At 72.6% G+C, this 17,176-nt stretch carries 15 protein-coding genes; 9 read left to right on the top strand and 6 right to left on the bottom strand.

The window, feature by feature from the left end; translation table 11 throughout:
* Nucleotides 1-363: 363 nt before the first annotated feature.
* Entirely contained in the window at nt 364-1,611 is a 1,248-nt protein-coding gene (locus tag ACP4J0_RS29970; protein ID WP_426601856.1) for a CHAD domain-containing protein, read from the bottom strand.
* Complete coding sequence (locus ACP4J0_RS29965; protein ID WP_426601855.1) at nt 1,592-3,832, bottom strand: RNA degradosome polyphosphate kinase; 2,241 nt, start codon at nt 3,830-3,832, stop codon at nt 1,592-1,594. The genes ACP4J0_RS29970 and ACP4J0_RS29965 overlap by 20 nt, the downstream gene beginning before the upstream one ends.
* Nucleotides 3,833-4,468: 636 nt before the next feature.
* On the opposite strand from ACP4J0_RS29965, the gene ACP4J0_RS29960 reads away from it, so the two are divergent.
* The 5 genes from ACP4J0_RS29960 (at nt 4,469) to ACP4J0_RS29940 (ending at nt 9,014) form a co-directional block, all read left to right on the top strand.
* Complete coding sequence (locus ACP4J0_RS29960; RefSeq protein WP_398136042.1) at nt 4,469-5,011, top strand: RNA polymerase sigma factor; 543 nt, start codon at nt 4,469-4,471, stop codon at nt 5,009-5,011.
* Nucleotides 5,008-5,865, top strand: coding sequence for a zf-HC2 domain-containing protein (locus ACP4J0_RS29955; RefSeq protein WP_426601854.1), 858 nt, complete (start codon nt 5,008-5,010; stop codon nt 5,863-5,865). Before ACP4J0_RS29960 ends, ACP4J0_RS29955 begins: the two co-directional genes overlap by 4 nt.
* Nucleotides 5,866-5,941: 76 nt before the next feature.
* Nucleotides 5,942-6,805 carry an ABC transporter ATP-binding protein gene (locus ACP4J0_RS29950; protein ID WP_426601853.1) on the top strand — a complete coding sequence of 288 codons (864 nt, stop codon included), beginning with the start codon at nt 5,942-5,944 and terminating at the stop codon, nt 6,803-6,805.
* Nucleotides 6,802-8,319: an ABC transporter permease gene (locus tag ACP4J0_RS29945; protein ID WP_426601852.1), complete on the top strand. Its 1,518-nt coding sequence runs from the start codon at nt 6,802-6,804 to the stop codon at nt 8,317-8,319. The genes ACP4J0_RS29950 and ACP4J0_RS29945 overlap by 4 nt, the downstream gene beginning before the upstream one ends.
* Before the next feature lie 5 nt (nt 8,320-8,324).
* The gene (locus ACP4J0_RS29940; RefSeq protein ID WP_426601851.1) at nt 8,325-9,014 is read left to right on the top strand and encodes an ABC transporter; all 690 of its coding nucleotides are present in this window, start codon (nt 8,325-8,327) and stop codon (nt 9,012-9,014) included.
* Between the two features lie 147 nt (nt 9,015-9,161).
* Here ACP4J0_RS29940 and mshD read toward each other — a convergent pair whose 3' ends face one another.
* Nucleotides 9,162-10,091: a mycothiol synthase gene (gene mshD, locus ACP4J0_RS29935; RefSeq protein ID WP_426601850.1), complete on the bottom strand. Its 930-nt coding sequence runs from the start codon at nt 10,089-10,091 to the stop codon at nt 9,162-9,164.
* A gap of 292 nt (nt 10,092-10,383) precedes the next feature.
* On the opposite strand from mshD, the gene ACP4J0_RS29930 reads away from it, so the two are divergent.
* Entirely contained in the window at nt 10,384-12,216 is a 1,833-nt protein-coding gene (locus ACP4J0_RS29930) for a bifunctional metallophosphatase/5'-nucleotidase (protein WP_426601849.1), read from the top strand.
* Nucleotides 12,217-12,487: 271 nt separating this feature from the next.
* On the opposite strand, the gene ACP4J0_RS29925 is transcribed toward ACP4J0_RS29930, so the two are convergent.
* Nucleotides 12,488-14,575: a pectinesterase family protein gene (locus ACP4J0_RS29925; RefSeq protein WP_426601848.1), complete on the bottom strand. Its 2,088-nt coding sequence runs from the start codon at nt 14,573-14,575 to the stop codon at nt 12,488-12,490.
* Between the two features lie 34 nt (nt 14,576-14,609).
* Nucleotides 14,610-14,927, bottom strand: coding sequence for a hypothetical protein (locus tag ACP4J0_RS29920; protein ID WP_426601847.1), 318 nt, complete (start codon nt 14,925-14,927; stop codon nt 14,610-14,612).
* Between the two features lie 133 nt (nt 14,928-15,060).
* On the opposite strand from ACP4J0_RS29920, the gene ACP4J0_RS29915 reads away from it, so the two are divergent.
* Genes ACP4J0_RS29915 through ACP4J0_RS29905 form a run of 3 tightly spaced genes read left to right on the top strand, consistent with a single transcriptional unit; the run spans nt 15,061 to nt 16,444 of the window.
* Nucleotides 15,061-15,888, top strand: coding sequence for a helix-turn-helix domain-containing protein (locus tag ACP4J0_RS29915; RefSeq protein WP_426601846.1), 828 nt, complete (start codon nt 15,061-15,063; stop codon nt 15,886-15,888).
* Nucleotides 15,885-16,103, top strand: coding sequence for a DUF397 domain-containing protein (locus ACP4J0_RS29910; protein ID WP_426601845.1), 219 nt, complete (start codon nt 15,885-15,887; stop codon nt 16,101-16,103). The genes ACP4J0_RS29915 and ACP4J0_RS29910 overlap by 4 nt, the downstream gene beginning before the upstream one ends.
* A 35-nt stretch (nt 16,104-16,138) precedes the next feature.
* The gene (locus tag ACP4J0_RS29905) at nt 16,139-16,444 is read left to right on the top strand and encodes a hypothetical protein (protein ID WP_426601844.1); all 306 of its coding nucleotides are present in this window, start codon (nt 16,139-16,141) and stop codon (nt 16,442-16,444) included.
* Between the two features lie 95 nt (nt 16,445-16,539).
* Here ACP4J0_RS29905 and ACP4J0_RS29900 read toward each other — a convergent pair whose 3' ends face one another.
* On the bottom strand, nt 16,540-17,091 hold the full coding sequence (locus ACP4J0_RS29900) for a Uma2 family endonuclease (protein ID WP_426601843.1): 552 nt from the start codon (nt 17,089-17,091) through the stop codon (nt 16,540-16,542).
* Nucleotides 17,092-17,176 lie beyond the last annotated feature (85 nt).

Here is a 17,176-nt window from a genome sequence, read left to right as displayed (position 1 = left end):
GACGATCAAGACTGGGTGAGGCTGGGTGACGCTGGGTGGGGCTGGGCGATACGGACGCGTTTTCGGGATGCGCCCCGTATCGGCTAAGGCCGAAATTAGGCAGAACAGGTGAAGGCGCCAATGGGCGTAAATGAACGGGGGGTGAACCCCTGTGGACGGTGCGGTGAGGTCACGGAACGCTTACGCTGAGGACACGGTGGGGTTCCGGCCGGGTGCGTCGCGAGCAGGGCGCGCGCCGACGAGGGGCCGGTACCGGTTTCCGCGCCTGTCCTGGCATGCGGCGTCGGTCCTGTGTGCGGTGTCGGTCCGGTGGGCGGTGTCGGTCCGGTGGGCGGCCGCCCGTCCGGTGGGCGGCGCCCCGGCCTACGGCAGCTTGACGGGTTCCTTGCGCCAGCTGTGCTGGAACGCGTACCTCGCCGCCTCCACCTCATGCCGCTGGTCGGCGTGGAGCACGCCGAGCGCGTACGCCGTCGCCGGGGCGATGCGCGGCGTACGGGCGGCCTGGGCCGCGGCCGCGGCGGCCTCCGAGGCGTCGCGGTGGCGGTCCAGGGCCTCCCCGGCGGCCAGCAGGCGTACGTCCAGGAAGTCCTCGGTGTCCCCGGCGTCGTCGCCGGCCAGCACTTCGAGTGCGTACCGGTGCAGGCGCAGCAGCAGGCGGACCTGGTGCCACGGGGCGTCCTGGGGGTGCGGGACCGGGTTCGGGGAGAGGCCGTGGATCAGTGCCTCCGCGTTGTACGGACTCCCCGCGGTGACGAGGGGGAGCGCGGCCACCGCGTCGGAGAGGCGGGCCGCCGCGGCGGCGGCCAGGGGGCGGAGGTCGGTGGGGGAGGCGGTGGTGCCCGCGATGCCCGTGAGGGCCGGCGATGTGGATGCGGAGGTGGCCGGGCCGGCCGAGGTGGCCGTCGCGGTACCGGGTGCGGCGGACCCGGGGGCCCTCAGCGGGACCTCGCTGGCCAGTAAGGCGACCTTGTCGGCGACCGCGTGGAAGCGGCTGCTGCCCAGCGCCTGGAGGGCGGTGGAGTGCGCCCGGGTGCGGGCCAGGGTCAGCTGGCGGTCGAGCAGCGCGCCCGCCTTGGCCGCGCCCACGGTGAGGTTGCCGCGGTCCGGGGCTGCCGGGTGGGCGGCGGACGCGGTGAAGGACCCGGCGGCGGCCCGGCCGGCCGGCTGCTGGGCCGGGAGCGCCGCCGAACCGGACAGCCGGTGCAGGGCCTGGAGCAGGCGCTCCAGGCGGGACGCGTATCCGTGCTCCATCGCCAGCGTGCCGGACAGCCATGCCAGCTCGGGGCGCATGCCCTCCGCCCAGTCGGGATCCAGCAGCGGCTGGAAGGTGTGCAGGGTGGCGCTGAGGCGGCGGGCCGCCCGGCGCAGGGCACGGACGGCGTCCACGGGGCCGTCGGGGTCGCCGGACGCGGTCGCCCTGCCGGTGCCGTGCGTACCGTTCGCGTTCCCCCCGGCGCCCGCCCCCGTGCCCGACTCGCGGTGCAGGCGCAGGGCGCGGAGGAACTCCGTGGCCTGGGCGCGCAGGTAGTTCGTGAGGGCGTCCACGTCCGCGGGTGCCGGCGGCCCGGCGGCGGTCGTGGGGTCCGTCGGTTCAAGGTGTCGCTGTGCCACGCCGGCGCCTCCGGGCGTCTATGAGCATCTCCTGGACGTTGCGCAGGGGCTGGCCGTCCGCATCGGTCGCGTGCCGGGTCCACTCACCGTCCGGGCCGAGGTGCCAGGAGGCGGTCCCGTCGGACATGCCGGTCTCCAGCAGCCGGTTGAGGGCCGCCCGGTGGGCCGGGTCGGTGACCCGGACCAGCGCCTCTATCCGGCGGTCGAGGTTGCGGTGCATCATGTCGGCGCTGCCGAACCAGACCTCCGGCTCGCCGCCGTTGCCGTAGGCGAAGACCCGCGAGTGCTCGAGGAAGCGGCCGAGGACCGAACGGACCCGGATGTTCTCCGACAGGCCCGTCACCCCCGGGCGCAGCGCGCAGATGCCGCGTACCCACACGTCCACCGGGACACCGGCCTGGGACGCGCGGTAGCAGGCGTCGATCACGGCCTCGTCGACCATCGAGTTGACCTTGATGCGGACGTAGGCGGGGCGGCCGGCGCGGTGGTGCTGGATCTCCTTGTGGATCCGGGACACCAGGCCGTCACGCAGGGACTTGGGCGCGACGAGGAGGCGGCGGTAGGTCTCGCGGCGGGAGTAGCCGGAGAGGCGGTTGAACAGGTCGGAGAGGTCCGCGCCGACCTGCGGGTCCGCGGTGAGCAGGCCCAGGTCCTCGTAGAGGCGGGCCGTCTTCGGGTGGTAGTTGCCGGTGCCGACGTGGCTGTAGCGGCGCAGCGTCTCGCCCTCCTGGCGGACCACCAGCGACAGCTTGCAGTGGGTCTTCAGGCCGACCAGCCCGTAGACGACGTGGCAGCCGGACTCCTCCAGCTTGCGGGCCCACTTGATGTTCGCGTGCTCGTCGAAGCGGGCCTTGATCTCGACCAGGACGAGGACCTGCTTGCCGGACTCGGCCGCGTCGATGAGCGCGTCGACTATCGGGGAGTCGCCGGAGGTGCGGTACAGCGTCTGCTTGATCGCGAGGACGTCGGGGTCGGCGGCGGCCTGCTCCAGGAAGGCCTGGACGGAGGTCGAGAAGGAGTCGTACGGGTGGTGCAGGAGTACGTCGCGGCTACGGAGGGCGGCGAAGACGTCCGGCGCGGAGGCGGACTCGACCTCGGCCAGGTCACGGTGGGTGCCCGCGACGAACTTCGGGTACTTCAGCTCGGGGCGGTCGATGCCCGCGATGCGGAAGAGGCCGGTGAGGTCGAGGGGGCCGGGGAGCGGGTAGACCTCGGCCTCGCCGATCTTCAGCTCGCGGACCAGGAGGTCCAGGACCTCGCGGTCGACCGACTCCTCGACCTCGAGGCGGACGGGCGGGCCGAAGCGGCGCCGCATGAGTTCCTTCTCGAGGGCCTGGAGGAGGTTCTCGGCGTCGTCCTCCTCCACTTCGAGGTCCTCGTTGCGGGTGAGGCGGAAGGCGTGGTGCTCCAGCACCTCCATGCCGGGGAACAGCTCTTCGAGGTGGGCGGCGATGACGTCCTCGATGGGGACGTAGCGGCCCGGGGACGCTTCCAGGAAGCGGGAGAGCAGCGGCGGGACCTTGACGCGGGCGAAGTGGCGGTGGCCGGTGACGGGGTTGCGTACGACGACCGCGAGGTTGAGGGAGAGGCCCGAGATGTACGGGAAGGGGTGCGCCGGGTCGACCGCGAGGGGGGTGAGGACCGGGAAGATCTGGTGCCGGAAGAGGGTGAAGAGGCGGGCCTGCTCCTTCTCCGCGAGTTCGTTCCAGCGGACCAGGTGGATGCCCTCCTCGGCGAGTGCCGGGGCGACGTCCTCGTGGAAGCAGGCGGCGTGCCGGGCCATGAGTTCGCGGGAGCGGGCCCAGATCATCTCCAGGACCTCGCGGGGCTGGAGACCGGAGGCGGAGCGGGTGGCGACACCGGTCGCGATGCGGCGCTTGAGGCCGGCGACGCGGACCATGAAGAACTCGTCCAGGTTGCTGGCGAAGATCGCGAGGAAGTTCGCGCGCTCGAGGAGCGGGGTGTTCGGGTCCTCGGCGAGCTCGAGGACGCGCTCGTTGAACGCGAGCCAGCTGCGCTCGCGGTCCAGGAAGCGGCCCTGCGGGAGCTGGGCGCCGCCGGCCTGGGACTCCTCCGACTCCTCGTACCCGTCGAGGTCGGCGTCGATGTCGGGCTCCAGGTCGGAGACCGTGGCGGCCACGGTGTGCGGGCGGTGCGCGGCGATGGAGCCCACGGAGGGCTGTGTGTGCTGGACCTCTGCCTGGGTGTTCGGCTGCCTCATGAACCCATTCTTCCGCGCCACGCGCAGGACAGGCGCGTCGGAAGGCGCGTGATGCTCTGCTCCTGGTGGCTCCGGCACGGTCGGCTTCATTCGGTGAGCGTCGCAAGGCTGTCTGAATCGATGGTTACGGGGACATGACGTGTGGGATAGCGGCGGGCTTCCGACGGTGGTGTCCGCCGGCGCCTGCGGCGGGCTGGACGGGGTCGGCCTGCGTCCGTGCCGGGTGACGGGACGACGTGTCCGCGCCGGGTAGCGGGGACGACGTCCGGGCGCCCGCGTGCGCGCCGGGTGACGGGACGACGAGTCCGTGCCAGGTAGTGGGGACGACGTCCGGGTGCCCGCGTGCGCGCCGGGCGACTGGATGACGGGCCCGTGTGTTCGTGCGGGGCGAGCGGGCGATGTGGCCGTGTGTTCGTGCGGGGCGAGCGGGCGATGTGGCCGTGTGTTTGTGCGGGGCGAGCGGGCGATGTGGCCGTGTGTTTGTGCGGGGCGAGCGGGCGGCGTGGTCGTGTGTTCGTGCGGGACGAGCGGGCGGCGTTCGCGTGGGGCGGCCGGGTGGTGTGCCCGCGTTCCCCGCACGGGATTTCCGCCTGCGATCGTGTGAACCGGTTGGCCGGGCTCGTCCGATGAGGAGACGTGAGCGAAACGAGAAGCGACGGGGAGCTGCTGCGGGCCGTCGCGGCGGATGCCGACCGGCGTGCCTTCGAGGAGCTGTACCGCCGGTACGCCCCCTGGCTGACCGCCCGTATGCGCAGCCGCTGCGCCGACGCCGGTGTCGTCGACGACGTCGTACAGGAGACCTTCCTCGCGGTGTGGCGGGGCAGTGCGCGCTACCGGGAGGAAGGCGACGTGGCCGGCTGGCTGTGGCGGATCGGATCGCGGCGGCTGGTCGACGTCCTGCGCGGCGACGGTGCGCGGGGCCGGCTGCGGCAGGCACTGGCGCGGCTGCGGCACCGGGACGAGGTCTCCGCCGAGGAGCGGGTGCTCGCCGGCGTCGAGCACGGCGACCTCGCCGGCGCGCTCGTCCGGCTCTCCCCGGAGCTGCGCGCGGTGCTCCAGGCCACCGTCATCGACGGGCTGACCACCCGTGAGGCGGCCGTCCTGCTCGGCATCCCGCCGGGCACGGTCAAGACGCGGGCGATGCGCGCCCGCCGGCAGCTGCGGGAGGCGCTGGCATGAGTATCGAGGGAAGCCGTCGCCGGGACACCTGGCACGTGGACGAGGACGACCTGCGGGCCTACGCCCGGGGCGAGCTGGCCGCGCCCGCGCTGTGGTCCGCCGACGCCCACCTGACCGCCTGCCCGCACTGCCGCGGCGTCCTCGCCGAGGTGAGTGACGTCGCCGTCCTGGACGCCGGGTGGGAGCGGCTCGACGCCGAGCTGGACGCACCCCGGCCGGGCTGGTTCGAGGGGCTGCTGGTGCGGTGCGGCGTCGGTGACGGCACCGCGCGGCTGCTCGCGGCCACCCCCGTACTGCGCCGGTCCTGGCTCGGCGCGGTCGTCGCCGTGCTGCTGATGACCTTCGGCGTCGCCTTCGCGGCCTCCGGCACGCCCACCCTCTTCCTCGCCCTCGCCCCGCTGCTGCCGCTGGCCGGGGTGGCGCTCGCCTACGGGCCCGCGCTGGACCCGACGTACGAGATGGCGGTCGTCTCGCCGATGCACGGCTTCCGGCTGCTGATGATCCGTACGGTCGCCGTGCTGGCCGTCGCGCTCGCGGTGAACGGGCCGGCGACCCTCGCCCTGCCGGGATACGGGCTGCGCGCCCTGTCCTGGCTGCTGCCCGGGCTGGCGCTGACCGCGACCGGGCTCGCGCTGGCGCCCCGGCTGGGTCCGGTCCTCGCGCCCTCCGCGGTCGCGGGGGCGTGGGTGGCGCTGCTGTTCGCCGCGGACGCGGCACGCGCGGCCGAGGACAGTCCGCTGGCGCCGTTCACCGCGGCCGGGCAGGGCGTGTCCGGGCTGGTGGCCGTGCTGGGTGCCGGGCTGCTGTTCCTGTTCCGCGACCGGTTCGACGTCTCGGCGCGGGGTGCCGCGTGAGTGCTGTCTTCTCCCCTTCCGTCTCCGTCTCTGTCTTCCTCTTCCTCCTCGTCCCCTTTCCGTCCGGGAGCGCCGCATGACCCACCCCACTGTTTCCGCCTCCGGGCTCAGCCTTCATTACGGCCGCACCCGCGCCCTCGACGACGTGTCGCTGCGGCTGACCCCGGGCGTCACCGGGCTGCTCGGGCCCAACGGGGCCGGCAAGACCACGCTGCTGCGGGTGCTCGCCACCGCCGTGCCCGCCGACCGGGGCGCGTTCACCGTGCTCGGGCACGACCCGGGGACCGCGCGCGGACGGCAGGAGGTGCGGCGGCGGCTCGGGTACCTGCCGCAGACGCCCGGCTTCCATCCGGACTTCACCGCCTTCGAGTTCGTCGACTACGTCGCGATCCTGAAGGAGCTGGCGGATCGCGGCGCCCGCCACCGTGAGGTGCGGCGGGTGCTGGACGAGGTCGATCTGGGCGAGGTGCGCGGGCGGAGGATCAAGAAGCTGTCCGGGGGCATGCGGCAGCGGGTCGCGCTCGCGGCCGCGCTGGTGGGCGACCCCGGGTTCCTCGTGCTCGACGAGCCGACCGTCGGTCTGGACCCGGAGCAGCGGATGCGGTTCCGGGAGCTGATCGCCGGGGCGGGGGAAGGGCGGACCGTCCTGCTGTCCACCCACCAGACCGAGGACGTGGCGATGCTCTGCCACCGGGTCGTCGTCATGGCCGCCGGAGCGGTGCGGTTCGACGGCACCCCGGCCGAGCTGACCGCGCGGGCCGCCGGGCGCGTGTGGAGCAGCAAGGAGAAGGATCCGGGCGCGAAGGCCGGGTGGCGTACCGGGACCGGGTCCTTCCGCAACGTGGGCGATCCGCCCGCCGGAGCGGAGCTGGTCGATCCCACCCTCGAAGACGGCTACCTGCTCGCCCTCGACGGCGCCGGCACGGAGGTGGCCGCGTGAGCGCCGTGCTGGCCCAGGCCCCGCCCGCCGTCGGGAACGAACCGCGCGGCGGTACGCGGGCCGTGCTCGCCCTGGCCCGGTTCGAGGCGCGCCGGCTGCTGCTGAGCATCCCGGTCGTCATCGCCTTCGTGGCGTACGTCGCGTGGATCGTCTGGCGTACCCGGAGCTCCTGGGACGGTCACCCGGCGTTGCAGGACGTCGACCGCGCCACCCAGAGCATGCCGATGCTCGTCGGCCTCGCCGTCCTGCTGTCCGCCAACATCGCCGTCCTGCGCTCCGAACGGCACGGCACCGAACCCCACTTCGCGGTGCTGGTGCTCGCGCCCTGGCGCCGTACGGTGGCCCACGCGCTGTCCGTCGTACCGGCCGCCCTGCTCACCGCGGTGTGCGTGGCCGGGCAGTTCACCTGGGAGGCCTTCAAGCCGGGTGCGATCGGGCACGGTTCGCCGGCCGAGCTGCTCGTCGGGCCGCTGACGGTGCTGCTGTCCGGGACGGTCGGGGTGCTGCTGGCCCGGTTGGTGCGGTCGGCGCCCGCCGCGCCGCTGCTGCTGGTCGTCCTGCTGTTCACGCTCGTTCTCGGCACGGGGCCGGGCGGTGCGAGCGGACTGTCGTGGCTGGCACCGGTCGTCGCCGACATCAGCTCCAACACCCTGCCCTCCGACCTGCTGGGGCGGCCCGCGGCCTGGCACGCCCTGTACCTGGCGGGCGCGGGCCTGTGCGCGGCCTTCCTCGCGGTCCTCCTCGCCGGTGGCCGGAACCTGGCCGTCCGAGCGGGCGTCGCGCTGACCCTCGCGCTGGCGGTGACGGGCGGGGTCCTGCAGGCCCGGGGCGTGTCGCCGTCGCCGGAGCTGACCGCGGCCCGCGAACGGGCCTCGGTGCGGCCCGAGCACACCTGCGTCGAGCACGGCGGGTCGACGTACTGCGCCTTCCCCGAGTGGGTGCCCCGCACCGGCACCTGGGCCGGGGTAGTGGACCGGGTCCAGTCCCTCGCGGGCGGCTCCGCGCACGACCGGCGGCTCGTCGTACGGCAGCGGATCGACGCCCGGTACGGGCTGGAGGGCGACGCCGCGATCCCCGCGCTGGCCGACGCGCACCAGGTGACCGTGGGCACCGCCTGGGGCGGCAACCGGGTCCCCGAGTTCTCCAGCGCCGTCGCCGCGGTCCTCGTCGCGGGCACGGAGAAGGCGGGGAGCGAGATCTGCGACGGGCGGATGGTCACCCTCATGTGGCTCTCCCTGAGCTGGCAGGACGACCCGGTGAACGCCCTGCGCCGGGTCCGCCTCGACGACAGTGTGGAGGGCTCGGCGATCGTCCTGTCGCCCACCGACCCGCTGTCCATGACGGAGGGCCAGACGGACGTCGTACGGCGTCTGCTGGAGAAGCCGCGCCCCGGTGTCGGGGACCGGGTGAAGGCGCACTGGGCCGAGCTGACCGCCCCGGGCGTCACGACCGCCCGGGCCGCCGAACTGCTGGGCGTCGCCGGGCCGGAGAAGGCGGACTCGTGCGAGGAGTGAGAGGAGTGACACGGGCCCTGGCCGGCCCGGTGTGGCGCACGCTGCCGCGGCGGGCCCTGGCCGCGGCCGGAACTCTCGGGCTGCTGGTCGCGGCCGCGCCGGTCGTCGTCGGCGCGGAACCGACGCCCTCGCAGACGCTCACCCTGCTGCGGGGGACCGCCCTGATCGGCGCGCTCGCCCTGGCCTTCCTGCTGGACGACCCGGCCCGGCACCTCACCGTTCCCGTCCCGGTCCGGCGCTCGCTGCGGCAGGCGCTGCGGGTCGCCCTGGTCGCACCGCTCGCCGCGCTGTGGTGGACGGCCGTACTGCTGCTCACCCCCTCGGCGAACCGGCCCCCGGCCGGTGACATCACCCTGGAGGCGGCGGCGCTGGGCGCACTCGCACTCGCCGGCGCCGCGACGGCGGTACGGCTGACGGACGAGGCGCGTCCGGGTCCGGCCGTCGCGGCGGCCCTGCTGCTCATGGCGGTTCTCGCGCCCCTGCTGACGCCGGAGGACTGGGCGTTGGTCGTGCCGCCCGAGGACCCGCGGTGGCCGGCGGCGCACGACCGGTGGGCGGTGCTGCTGGCGGCGGTGGCCGTGGTGTGGGGGGTGTGCGGGCCGGAGCCGCTGAGGCGGGGGAGGAGGCGGTTCCGCCGAGCCGGCGGACCGGCTCGGGGCCGGACCACCACCTCGAAGCCGGCTGACCGGCATTAGGGCCGGATCACCACGTGGGGCCGGACCGCCGCCATGTGGGGCCGGACCGCCGCCACGTGGGGCCGGACCAGCACATGGGGCCGGACCAGCACATGGGGCCGGACCAGCACATGGGGCCGGACCGCCACGTGGGGCCGGGCCGCCACCTCACGTCTCCGTTCGGTACATCAGGTCCGTCTCGTGGGTGACGAACCCCAGGCGCTCGTAGACGGACACCGCGGCCTTGTTGTCGGCGTCGACGTACAGCATCGCCGTGGGCAGTCCCCGCTCCGCCAGGTGCCGCAGGCCGATGGTGGTCAGGGCCTTGCCGAGGCCGCCGCCCTGGGCGTCGGGGCGGATGCCGAGGACGTACACCTCACCGAGCCGCTCCTCGGCGTGCTCCTTGGTCCAGTGGAAGCCGATCAGCTCGCCGTCCCGCTCGGCCAGGAAGAACCCCGCCGGGTCGAACCACGCCTCGGCCTTGCGGTCGTCGAGGTCCCGCTGGGTGAGGGAGCCCTGCTCGGGGTGGTGGGCGAAGGCGGCGGCGTTCACCGCGAGCCAGGCCGGGTCGTCCTGCCCCGGCACGAAGGTACGGACGGTCACGCCCTCGGGCAGGCGCGGGTCGGGCAGGTCCAGGCCGGTCAACGGGCGCCGCAGCTGCCGCAGTTCGCGGAACAACGTCAGGCCGAGCACCTGTGCGAGGTGCCGGGCGGCGGAGTGGCCGCCGTGCGCCCAGATCCGCAGCCGCTTGCCGGAGGCGGCGAGCAGCGCGGAGCCCAGCGCCCGCCCGTGCCCCTGGCCCCGGTGCGAGGGGTGGACGACCAGTTCGGCGGCCGGCGGCTCCACCGGGTCGGTGCCCTCCAGCTGGGCGTAGCCGAGGAGTTCTCCGCCGTCCACGGTGAGCAGCAGGTGTGCGATGCCCTCCCGCGCGGGGCCGCGCAGCTGCAGCCGTCCCTGCTCGGACACGGCCTGCTGCCCGTCGCTGCGGGCGGCCTCGCTGAGCAGGGCGAGGACCGCCTCGGTCTGCTCCGGGGAGAGTTCGGCGAGGGTCTCGATCGAGCGGGTGCGGCCGGGCCGCACGGTGTCGTCGCTGGTCATGCGTACGAGCGTAAAGGGCGGGCGCGGCAAAGCGGCGGTAGCCGGGGGACGGGCCGCCGGGACGGACCGGGGGACAGGCCGGGGGACGGGTCTGCGGGTCAGGCAGGGGGAGGGATCGGGGGACGGATCCGCGGGACAGGCCGGGGGATGGACCGGGGGAGGGGCCGACGGCGGGATACACCAGGATGTGACCCGGGACCCCCTGTCGCGCTACGCGCGTTGACTCTAGGCTGCTGCGCCGACGAGCCGTCTCCTCAGCGGCTCGCGCTCACGCACACCCACAGGGGGGCGCATGCCAGCCACAGCACCGTCGCACCAACCGCGCGGCAGACGTCGTACGACCCGTCTCCTCGCCGCTGCCGCCACCGTCGTCACCGCCGGGGCGCTCGCCGCCGCGACGCTGCCCGCGTCGGCGAACGCGGGCGAGCGGGACCGGGGCCACGGCGGTCACAAACCCGATCACCGGCCTGGCCGCTACCAGGACGTCCAGCTCCTCTCCTTCAACGACCTGCACGGCAACCTCGAACCGCCCGCCGGCTCCTCCGGCCGGGTCACCGAGCTCCAGCCGGACGGCACGACGAAGACGGTCGAGGCGGGCGGTGTCGAGTACCTCGCCACCCACCTGCGGGAGGCCCGCAAGGGCAACCGCTACTCCATCACCGCCGCCGGCGGCGACATGGTCGGCGCGTCCCCGCTCCTGTCCGGCCTCTTCCACGACGAGCCGACCATCGAGGCGCTGAACGCCCTCGACCTGGACGTGACGAGCGTCGGCAACCACGAGTTCGACGAGGGTGCGCGGGAACTGGCCCGCCTCCAGAACGGCGGCTGCCACCCCACCGACGGCTGTTACACGGACAAGGAGTTCAAGGGCGCCGACTTCCCGTACCTGGCGGCGAACGTCCTGGACGAGAAGACGAAGAAGCCCCTCCTGAAGCCGTACTGGGTGTGGAAGCAGAAGGGCGTCAAGGTCGGCTTCATCGGCGTGACCCTGGAGGGCACCCCGGACATCGTCTCGGCGGAGGGCGTCAAGGGCCTCACCTTCAAGGACGAGGTCGAGACGATCAACAAGTACGCCAAGGTGCTCCAGCGCCAGGGCGTGAAGTCGATCGTCGCCCTGGTCCACGAGGGCGGCTTCCCGGCCTCGTCCTCCTACAACTACGACTGCGACTCCCCGGGCGCCGGCGACGGCATCTCCGGCCCGATCGCCGACATCGCGAAGAACGTCACGCCCCAGGTCGATGCGCTGGTCACCGGCCACACCCACGCGGCGTACGTCTGCACGATCCCCGACCCGGCGGGCAAGCCCCGCATGGTCACGTCGGCCGCGTCCTTCGGCCGCCTCTACACGGACACCACGCTGACCTACGACCGCGCGACGGGTGACATCGCCCGTACGGCGGTGAAGTCGGCGAACCACGTGGTCACGCGGGACGTTCCGAAGGCGCCGGACATGACCCGCCTGATCGACAGGTGGGGCACCCTCGCCGCCCCGATCGGCAACCGCCCCGTCGGCTACATCTCCGGCGACATCAACCGCGACGGCACCGAGTCCCCGCTCGGCGACCTGATCGCCGACGCGCAGCTCGCCCACGGCAGGTCCCTGGACCCGGAGACCGACCTGGCCCTGATGAACCCGGGCGGCATCCGGGCGCCCCTCACCTACGCGGCCACGGGCGGTGAGGGCGACGGCGTCGTCACGTACGCCGAGGGCTTCACCGTCCAGCCCTTCGCCAACACGGTGAACCTCAAGGACTACACGGGCGCCCAGCTGATCCAGGTCCTCAAGGAGCAGGTCAGCGGCCCGAACGAGGCGGCCCCGAAGATCCTCCAGGTCTCGTCCGGCCTCACCTACACCCTGGACCTGACGAAGACCGGCGCGGACCGCGTCATCACGGACTCCATCCGCCTGAACGGCGCGCCCATCGACCCGACGGCGTCGTACCGCGTCGCGTCGAACAGCTTCCTCGCGGGCGGCGGCGACGGCTTCCCCACCCTGGGCGAGGGCGCGAACGAACTCGTCGGCGCGGACGACCTGACGGCGCTGGAGCAGTACCTGACGGCCAACTCGTCGGCGACCGCCCCGATCGCCCCGCCGGCGGCCGACCGGATCACGGTCGTGCGGTAACCGACCGACGGCCTCGAGAAGGGGCCCGGCACACGCGGCAGGCCGTACGAGCCCCGCGTGTGCCGGGCCCCTTCTTCCTGCTCCGGCCCGGGTCCGCCGGGCACGCGCGCGCACGGTGACCGCGGCGGGCCGGTGGCGGTGCCTTCCTCCGGAACGAGTACGAATGGGCGTACGCGTTCACGGTGCGCTCATGTGAGCGCACCGTGAACAGTTGGCCTGTTTTGTCACCGTGATCGGGAAGGTCCCCTGCGCGCGGCCGGGCGTCCTGGCCCTACGACGCCGTGGGCACCCAGCCGCCCAGCCAGTCCGCGACCTCCTGGCCGGCCGCCTGGCCGGCGGTCAGCTGGGGGCGGTCGGCGCTCGCGGGGCCCGCGCCGGGGCCCGTGTTGCGGTACTCGGCGAAGCGGTCGTCCTTCCAGGAGAAGCCGCTCATGTCGGTCCAGGGCGCGGACTTGACCGCGGCGCTCAGGGTGGTGTCGCGGACCGTGGTCTGCGGGTCGAGGCTCGCGTCACCGCCCGCGTGCCAGGGGCGGCCGAGGTGGAAGGAACCGGCCGAGACGTCGCCGCCGATGGCGGATCGGTTGATCAGGATGCCCTTGCGGTGGGCCGGGGTGCTGGGCGCGGTGACGTAGCCGGCCGAGGTGCCGTTCCAGCGCTTCTTCAGGGTGATGACCGACCGGTCGATCACGGCCGTCGCCCGGCCGAAGATGAAGTCGACGTTGCCGACGACGTAGGAGTTCCTCATGTAGACGCGGCCGAGCCTGTCCTTGGCGGCCGTGTCCAGCAGCAGGGTGTCCTGGTCACCGGTGACGATCACGCCGTCCAGGAAGACCCTGTCGGCCGCCGTGCGCAGGGCCACCGCCTGGTGGCCGGACAGGGACTGGTGCGCGGCCTCGTCGAAGTCGTTGGCGATGGTCAGGTTGCGGGCCTGGAAGTCGTCGGCCTCGACGGCGACCGTCGCGCTGCCGGACGTGCCGTAGGTGCCGGAGCCGTCGGGCTTGGGCGTCCCGGCCGCGTTGTCGTAGGTGATCACGGTGTCCTTGCGGCTGCCGCCCGTGCCCTCGATGGTCACGTGCGGCTTGTCGGACGGCACCTTCACCGTCTCGCGGTACGTCCCCGGTTTCACGGAGATGAGGACCCTGGAGGTGTTGTTCGAGGGGACGGCGTTCACGGCGGCCTGGACGGTCCGGTACTGGCCGCTGCCGTCCTTGGCGACCGTGAGCGTGGCCGCCGCCTTCGTGCTCGCACCGCTCGCACCGCTCGTGGCGTTCGTGACGCCGATCGAGGGGCGCGGGCCCGCGCCCGACCTGAGCAGCGCCGGCACGTCCGCGGCCCGGTCGGGCGTGTAGGCGTAGAACTTCCTCGGGTCGAAGGCCGTCCCGCCGCTCTCGTTGCGGCCCGAGGTGCCGGAGAAGACGTTGCCGCGCTGGACGAGCGTCGCGGTGGCGTCCTTGGTGACGGGGTTGCGCACGCCCTGGAAGTAGCTGTTCTCCAGGACCATCGACGTCCTGCCGCGCGCGTAGTTGCCGTAGGAGGAGGTGATGTCCGTGCCCGGCGCGTCCTCCAGGAAGTTGTTGTAGAGGTGCGCGTGGGCGGCGTTGTCGGTGGACGGGTTGCGCTGCTCGGTCTCGCGGAACCAGTTGTGGTGGATGGTGATGTCCGTGGTGACGTTGTCCGTCCAGCCGATGCCGAACGTCTTGTTGTTGTCGCTCAGTCTGTTCCAGGACACCGTCACGTAGGTGCTGTCCTTGCGGACGTCGATCAGTCCGTCGGCCATGTGCCGCAGGTCGTTGTGGTCGATCCAGACGTGGTGCGCGCCGTCCATCTGGATGGCGTCGAAGTCGTGCTCCTTGTCGTTCCAGACGCCCTGGTAGGAGTCCCGGATCGTCAGGTTGCGGATGATCACGTTGTGCACGCCGGTGCCGAGGAAGAAGCCGCCGCCGACGATCTGCCCGGAGGTGCCGGCGCCGACGATGGTCTTGTCCGACCGGACCTTGATCTCCTTGCCGACGGGCGCCATGTCGATGGTCCCGGCGACGACGATGACGTACGGCTCCTCGGCCGTCGCGTACTTCTCCAGCTCCGCCTGCGTCCGTACGGTCACCGTCTCGCCGTCCCGGCCGCCGTACGTGCCGTTCTGCCCGAGGGCGTCGACCGAGGCGAAGCCGTCGGCGGTGGCGGTCGCCCAGGCCGGTGCGGCGGCCGTCGCGGCGGACGCCCGCTGGGCACCGGAGCCGAGCACGCCGAGGTCCGCTCCGTACGCCAGCGTCCCCGCGGCGGTCAGGGCCAGCGGGACCCCGACGGCCAGGGCCTTCCTGCCTTTGCGGTGCCGGGGTTTGCTGCGGTGCTGCTCGCTCATGGGCGTTCCGTTCCACGTGGGGATGGTCCGCTGCTCAGTCGCCGCCCCGCCCGCGAAGGTTGCCGCCCGCCGGACGGGGGAGACGCCGGCCCCGGCTGACCGCGACCCGCAACACGTCCTCCAGCGACTCCGTCGCCCTGGTCAACGCGAACCGCACGGCCCGCTCCCCGGCCTTCCCGTCCCCGAGCACGGCCCTGGCCCCCGCGAGCACCTGCTCACCCGAGCCCAGCTGGGCTTCCTCGATGTCGTCCGCGAGCCGGGAGAGCAGGCTCCGGCTGTCGTCGGTGCTCAGGTAGCAGGGATTGCCTTCGGGAGTGGTCCAGGGGAGGAGGCGGAACGGGGGCGTGGTCATGGGGCTTGTCCCTTCGGGGCTGCGGCCAGGAGTGATTACTGTTCGTGCCTCGATCGTCACTGGTTGCGCGTACGCTGCGGAAGGGGGCAGGCGTTGCCGACGGCCCCGGGCAACAGGGGTGAGGGAGGGCGCCGTGACCGAAAAGGTCGACGGACAGCACGAATCGGGACGCGCGGTGCTCGGGCGAACGCTTCGCTTCCTTCGGGAGAAGGAGGGCAAGTCCCTGGGACAACTGGCCGACGAGTCCGGGTACGACAAGAGCTACCTGTGCCGCCTGGAGTCGGGGGAGCGGCTGTCCAAGGTGACGGTCATGGAGGACCTCGACGGGTACTACGGTTCCGGAGACCTGCTGGTCAGCCTCTGGAAGATGGCCCGGATCGACGCGTTCAAGGACAAGTACAAGGAGTACATGCGGCTGGAGGCAGCAGCGCGGATCATCCGCGTATACGCGCCGAACATCCCTGGGCTGCTGCAGACCGAGGATTTCGCCCGCGAGGTGTTGTCCGGTCACGGGACAACAGAGCAGGAACGCGAGGCTGTTGAGGAGCAGGTGGCCGCGCGCCTGGGCCGACAGTTGCTGCTGCGCAAGAATCCCGCACCCAGCGTCCGCTTCATCATCGACGAGCTGGCGCTCCGCCGTACTTCGGCCAGCACGGAGACCTGGGCGGATCAGCTGACACACATCGAGGCGGTCGCGCGGTCGCCCCATGTGAACATCCAGGTGCTTCCGTTCTCCGCAGGAGTCCATCACCTCATGGGCAAAGGGTCATTGACCCTTCTGCAACAGGCGGACGGAAGCTCCGTGGCCTACACGGAAGGTGGGAGCAGCGGTGTGCTGATGGACGATCCGGAGGACGTCCTGCGCCACTGCTTGTCCTACGATCGGTTGCGGGACCTGGCGCTTGTGCCGTCGGACTCGTTGACGTTCATCCGGGACGTACTGGAGGAGCACCGATCATGAAGCACACCCCCGACCTCAGCACCGCCGTCTGGCGCAAGTCGAGCTACAGCGACGGGGGAGCCAACAACTGCGTCGAGGTCGCCGACGGTTGCCCCGGCCTTGTCCCCGTGCGCGACAGCAAGGTGCCGGACGGCCGGGTGCTCGTGTTCGGGACGAGCCCGTGGAGGACCTTCCTGACGGAGATCAAGCGCGGTGACCGCCACGTGGCGGGCTGACTGGTAGCCGTGACGTGAAGCGGACTGTCCCAACGATGCCGCCGGCACCGACCTGTCGTGCCCATCTGGAAGGCGCGGTGCTGGACCAGGCTGATCTCTCCCACGCATGTCCGGTCAAGGCCGAACTGGATGAGGCCTCCTTGCGTGGTGCCACCCTGGACGGGAGCGGACCTGGTACGGGCCAGCCTGCACGAGGTCGATGCGCGATCGGCTCGTTTCACGTCAGCGAGACTCTTCACCGGGAACTGGACGCGTTGGGGCACAACGAGGCCGTCTACGTGCGGATCGGCGAAGCGAAGGCGCTCGCGTACGTGGCAGCGGTCATGGCGGAGGACGGGTAGCAGGCCCAGCAGCCAAGACGTGACGGTCAGCACCGGGCACTGTGGTGTCGGTGCCGGCTGTCAGGATGACAACGGGCCCGCCTTCCTGCTTCCGTTCAGGTTCGCTTGGGGCCTGTGATCGTCTCTCCGAGCACGAAGCCCGTGGCGGGCCCCTTCGGGATGTCGACGTCGGTTCCGTAGGGGACCCGCACGACGCCCAGCCAGTCGGCCTTGTCGGGCCGGGGTTCGGTCAGGACGGTGACGGTGCCCTGCGCGTCGTAGTCGTCGATGATCACGTAAACGGGAATGCCGGCACGGGCGTACTCACGGCGCTTCCTGACCCGGTCGCGGTCCTCGTGGCGCTTGCCGGGAGAGACGATCTCGACCACCAGTCGCACCGCCGCCGCGTCGACACCGAGACCGTCCTCGTCCGCGTACGGCTCCAAGTCCTCCGGTGCGACGAAGACATCGGGGATCCATCCCTTGCGCCGGAAGATGACGTTGGCGTCCTGGTACGCCGAGACTCGCCCTCTCCCAGGAAGCGCACCAGTGCGTTGCGCAGCCGGTTGGTGATCTGGGCGTGGGACAGGCGGCCGGTGGGCGACACCTCGATGGCTCCCTCGATGATCTCGGCGCGGTAGCCCTCCGGGAGTTCCACGGCCTTCCATGCCTGCCACACGACCTCGTCCAGGTCGGGTCCGTTCTCGGTTCCGGCCTCCGGCCCGGTCGCGGTCCTGATCTCAGACATGGTCT

The organism is Streptomyces sp. WG7 (genome assembly GCF_049975785.1).
Taxonomy (GTDB): domain Bacteria; phylum Actinomycetota; class Actinomycetes; order Streptomycetales; family Streptomycetaceae; genus Streptomyces.
Note: the sequence above shows the minus strand (reverse complement) of the source record. Positions and strands in the feature narration are given on the sequence as shown.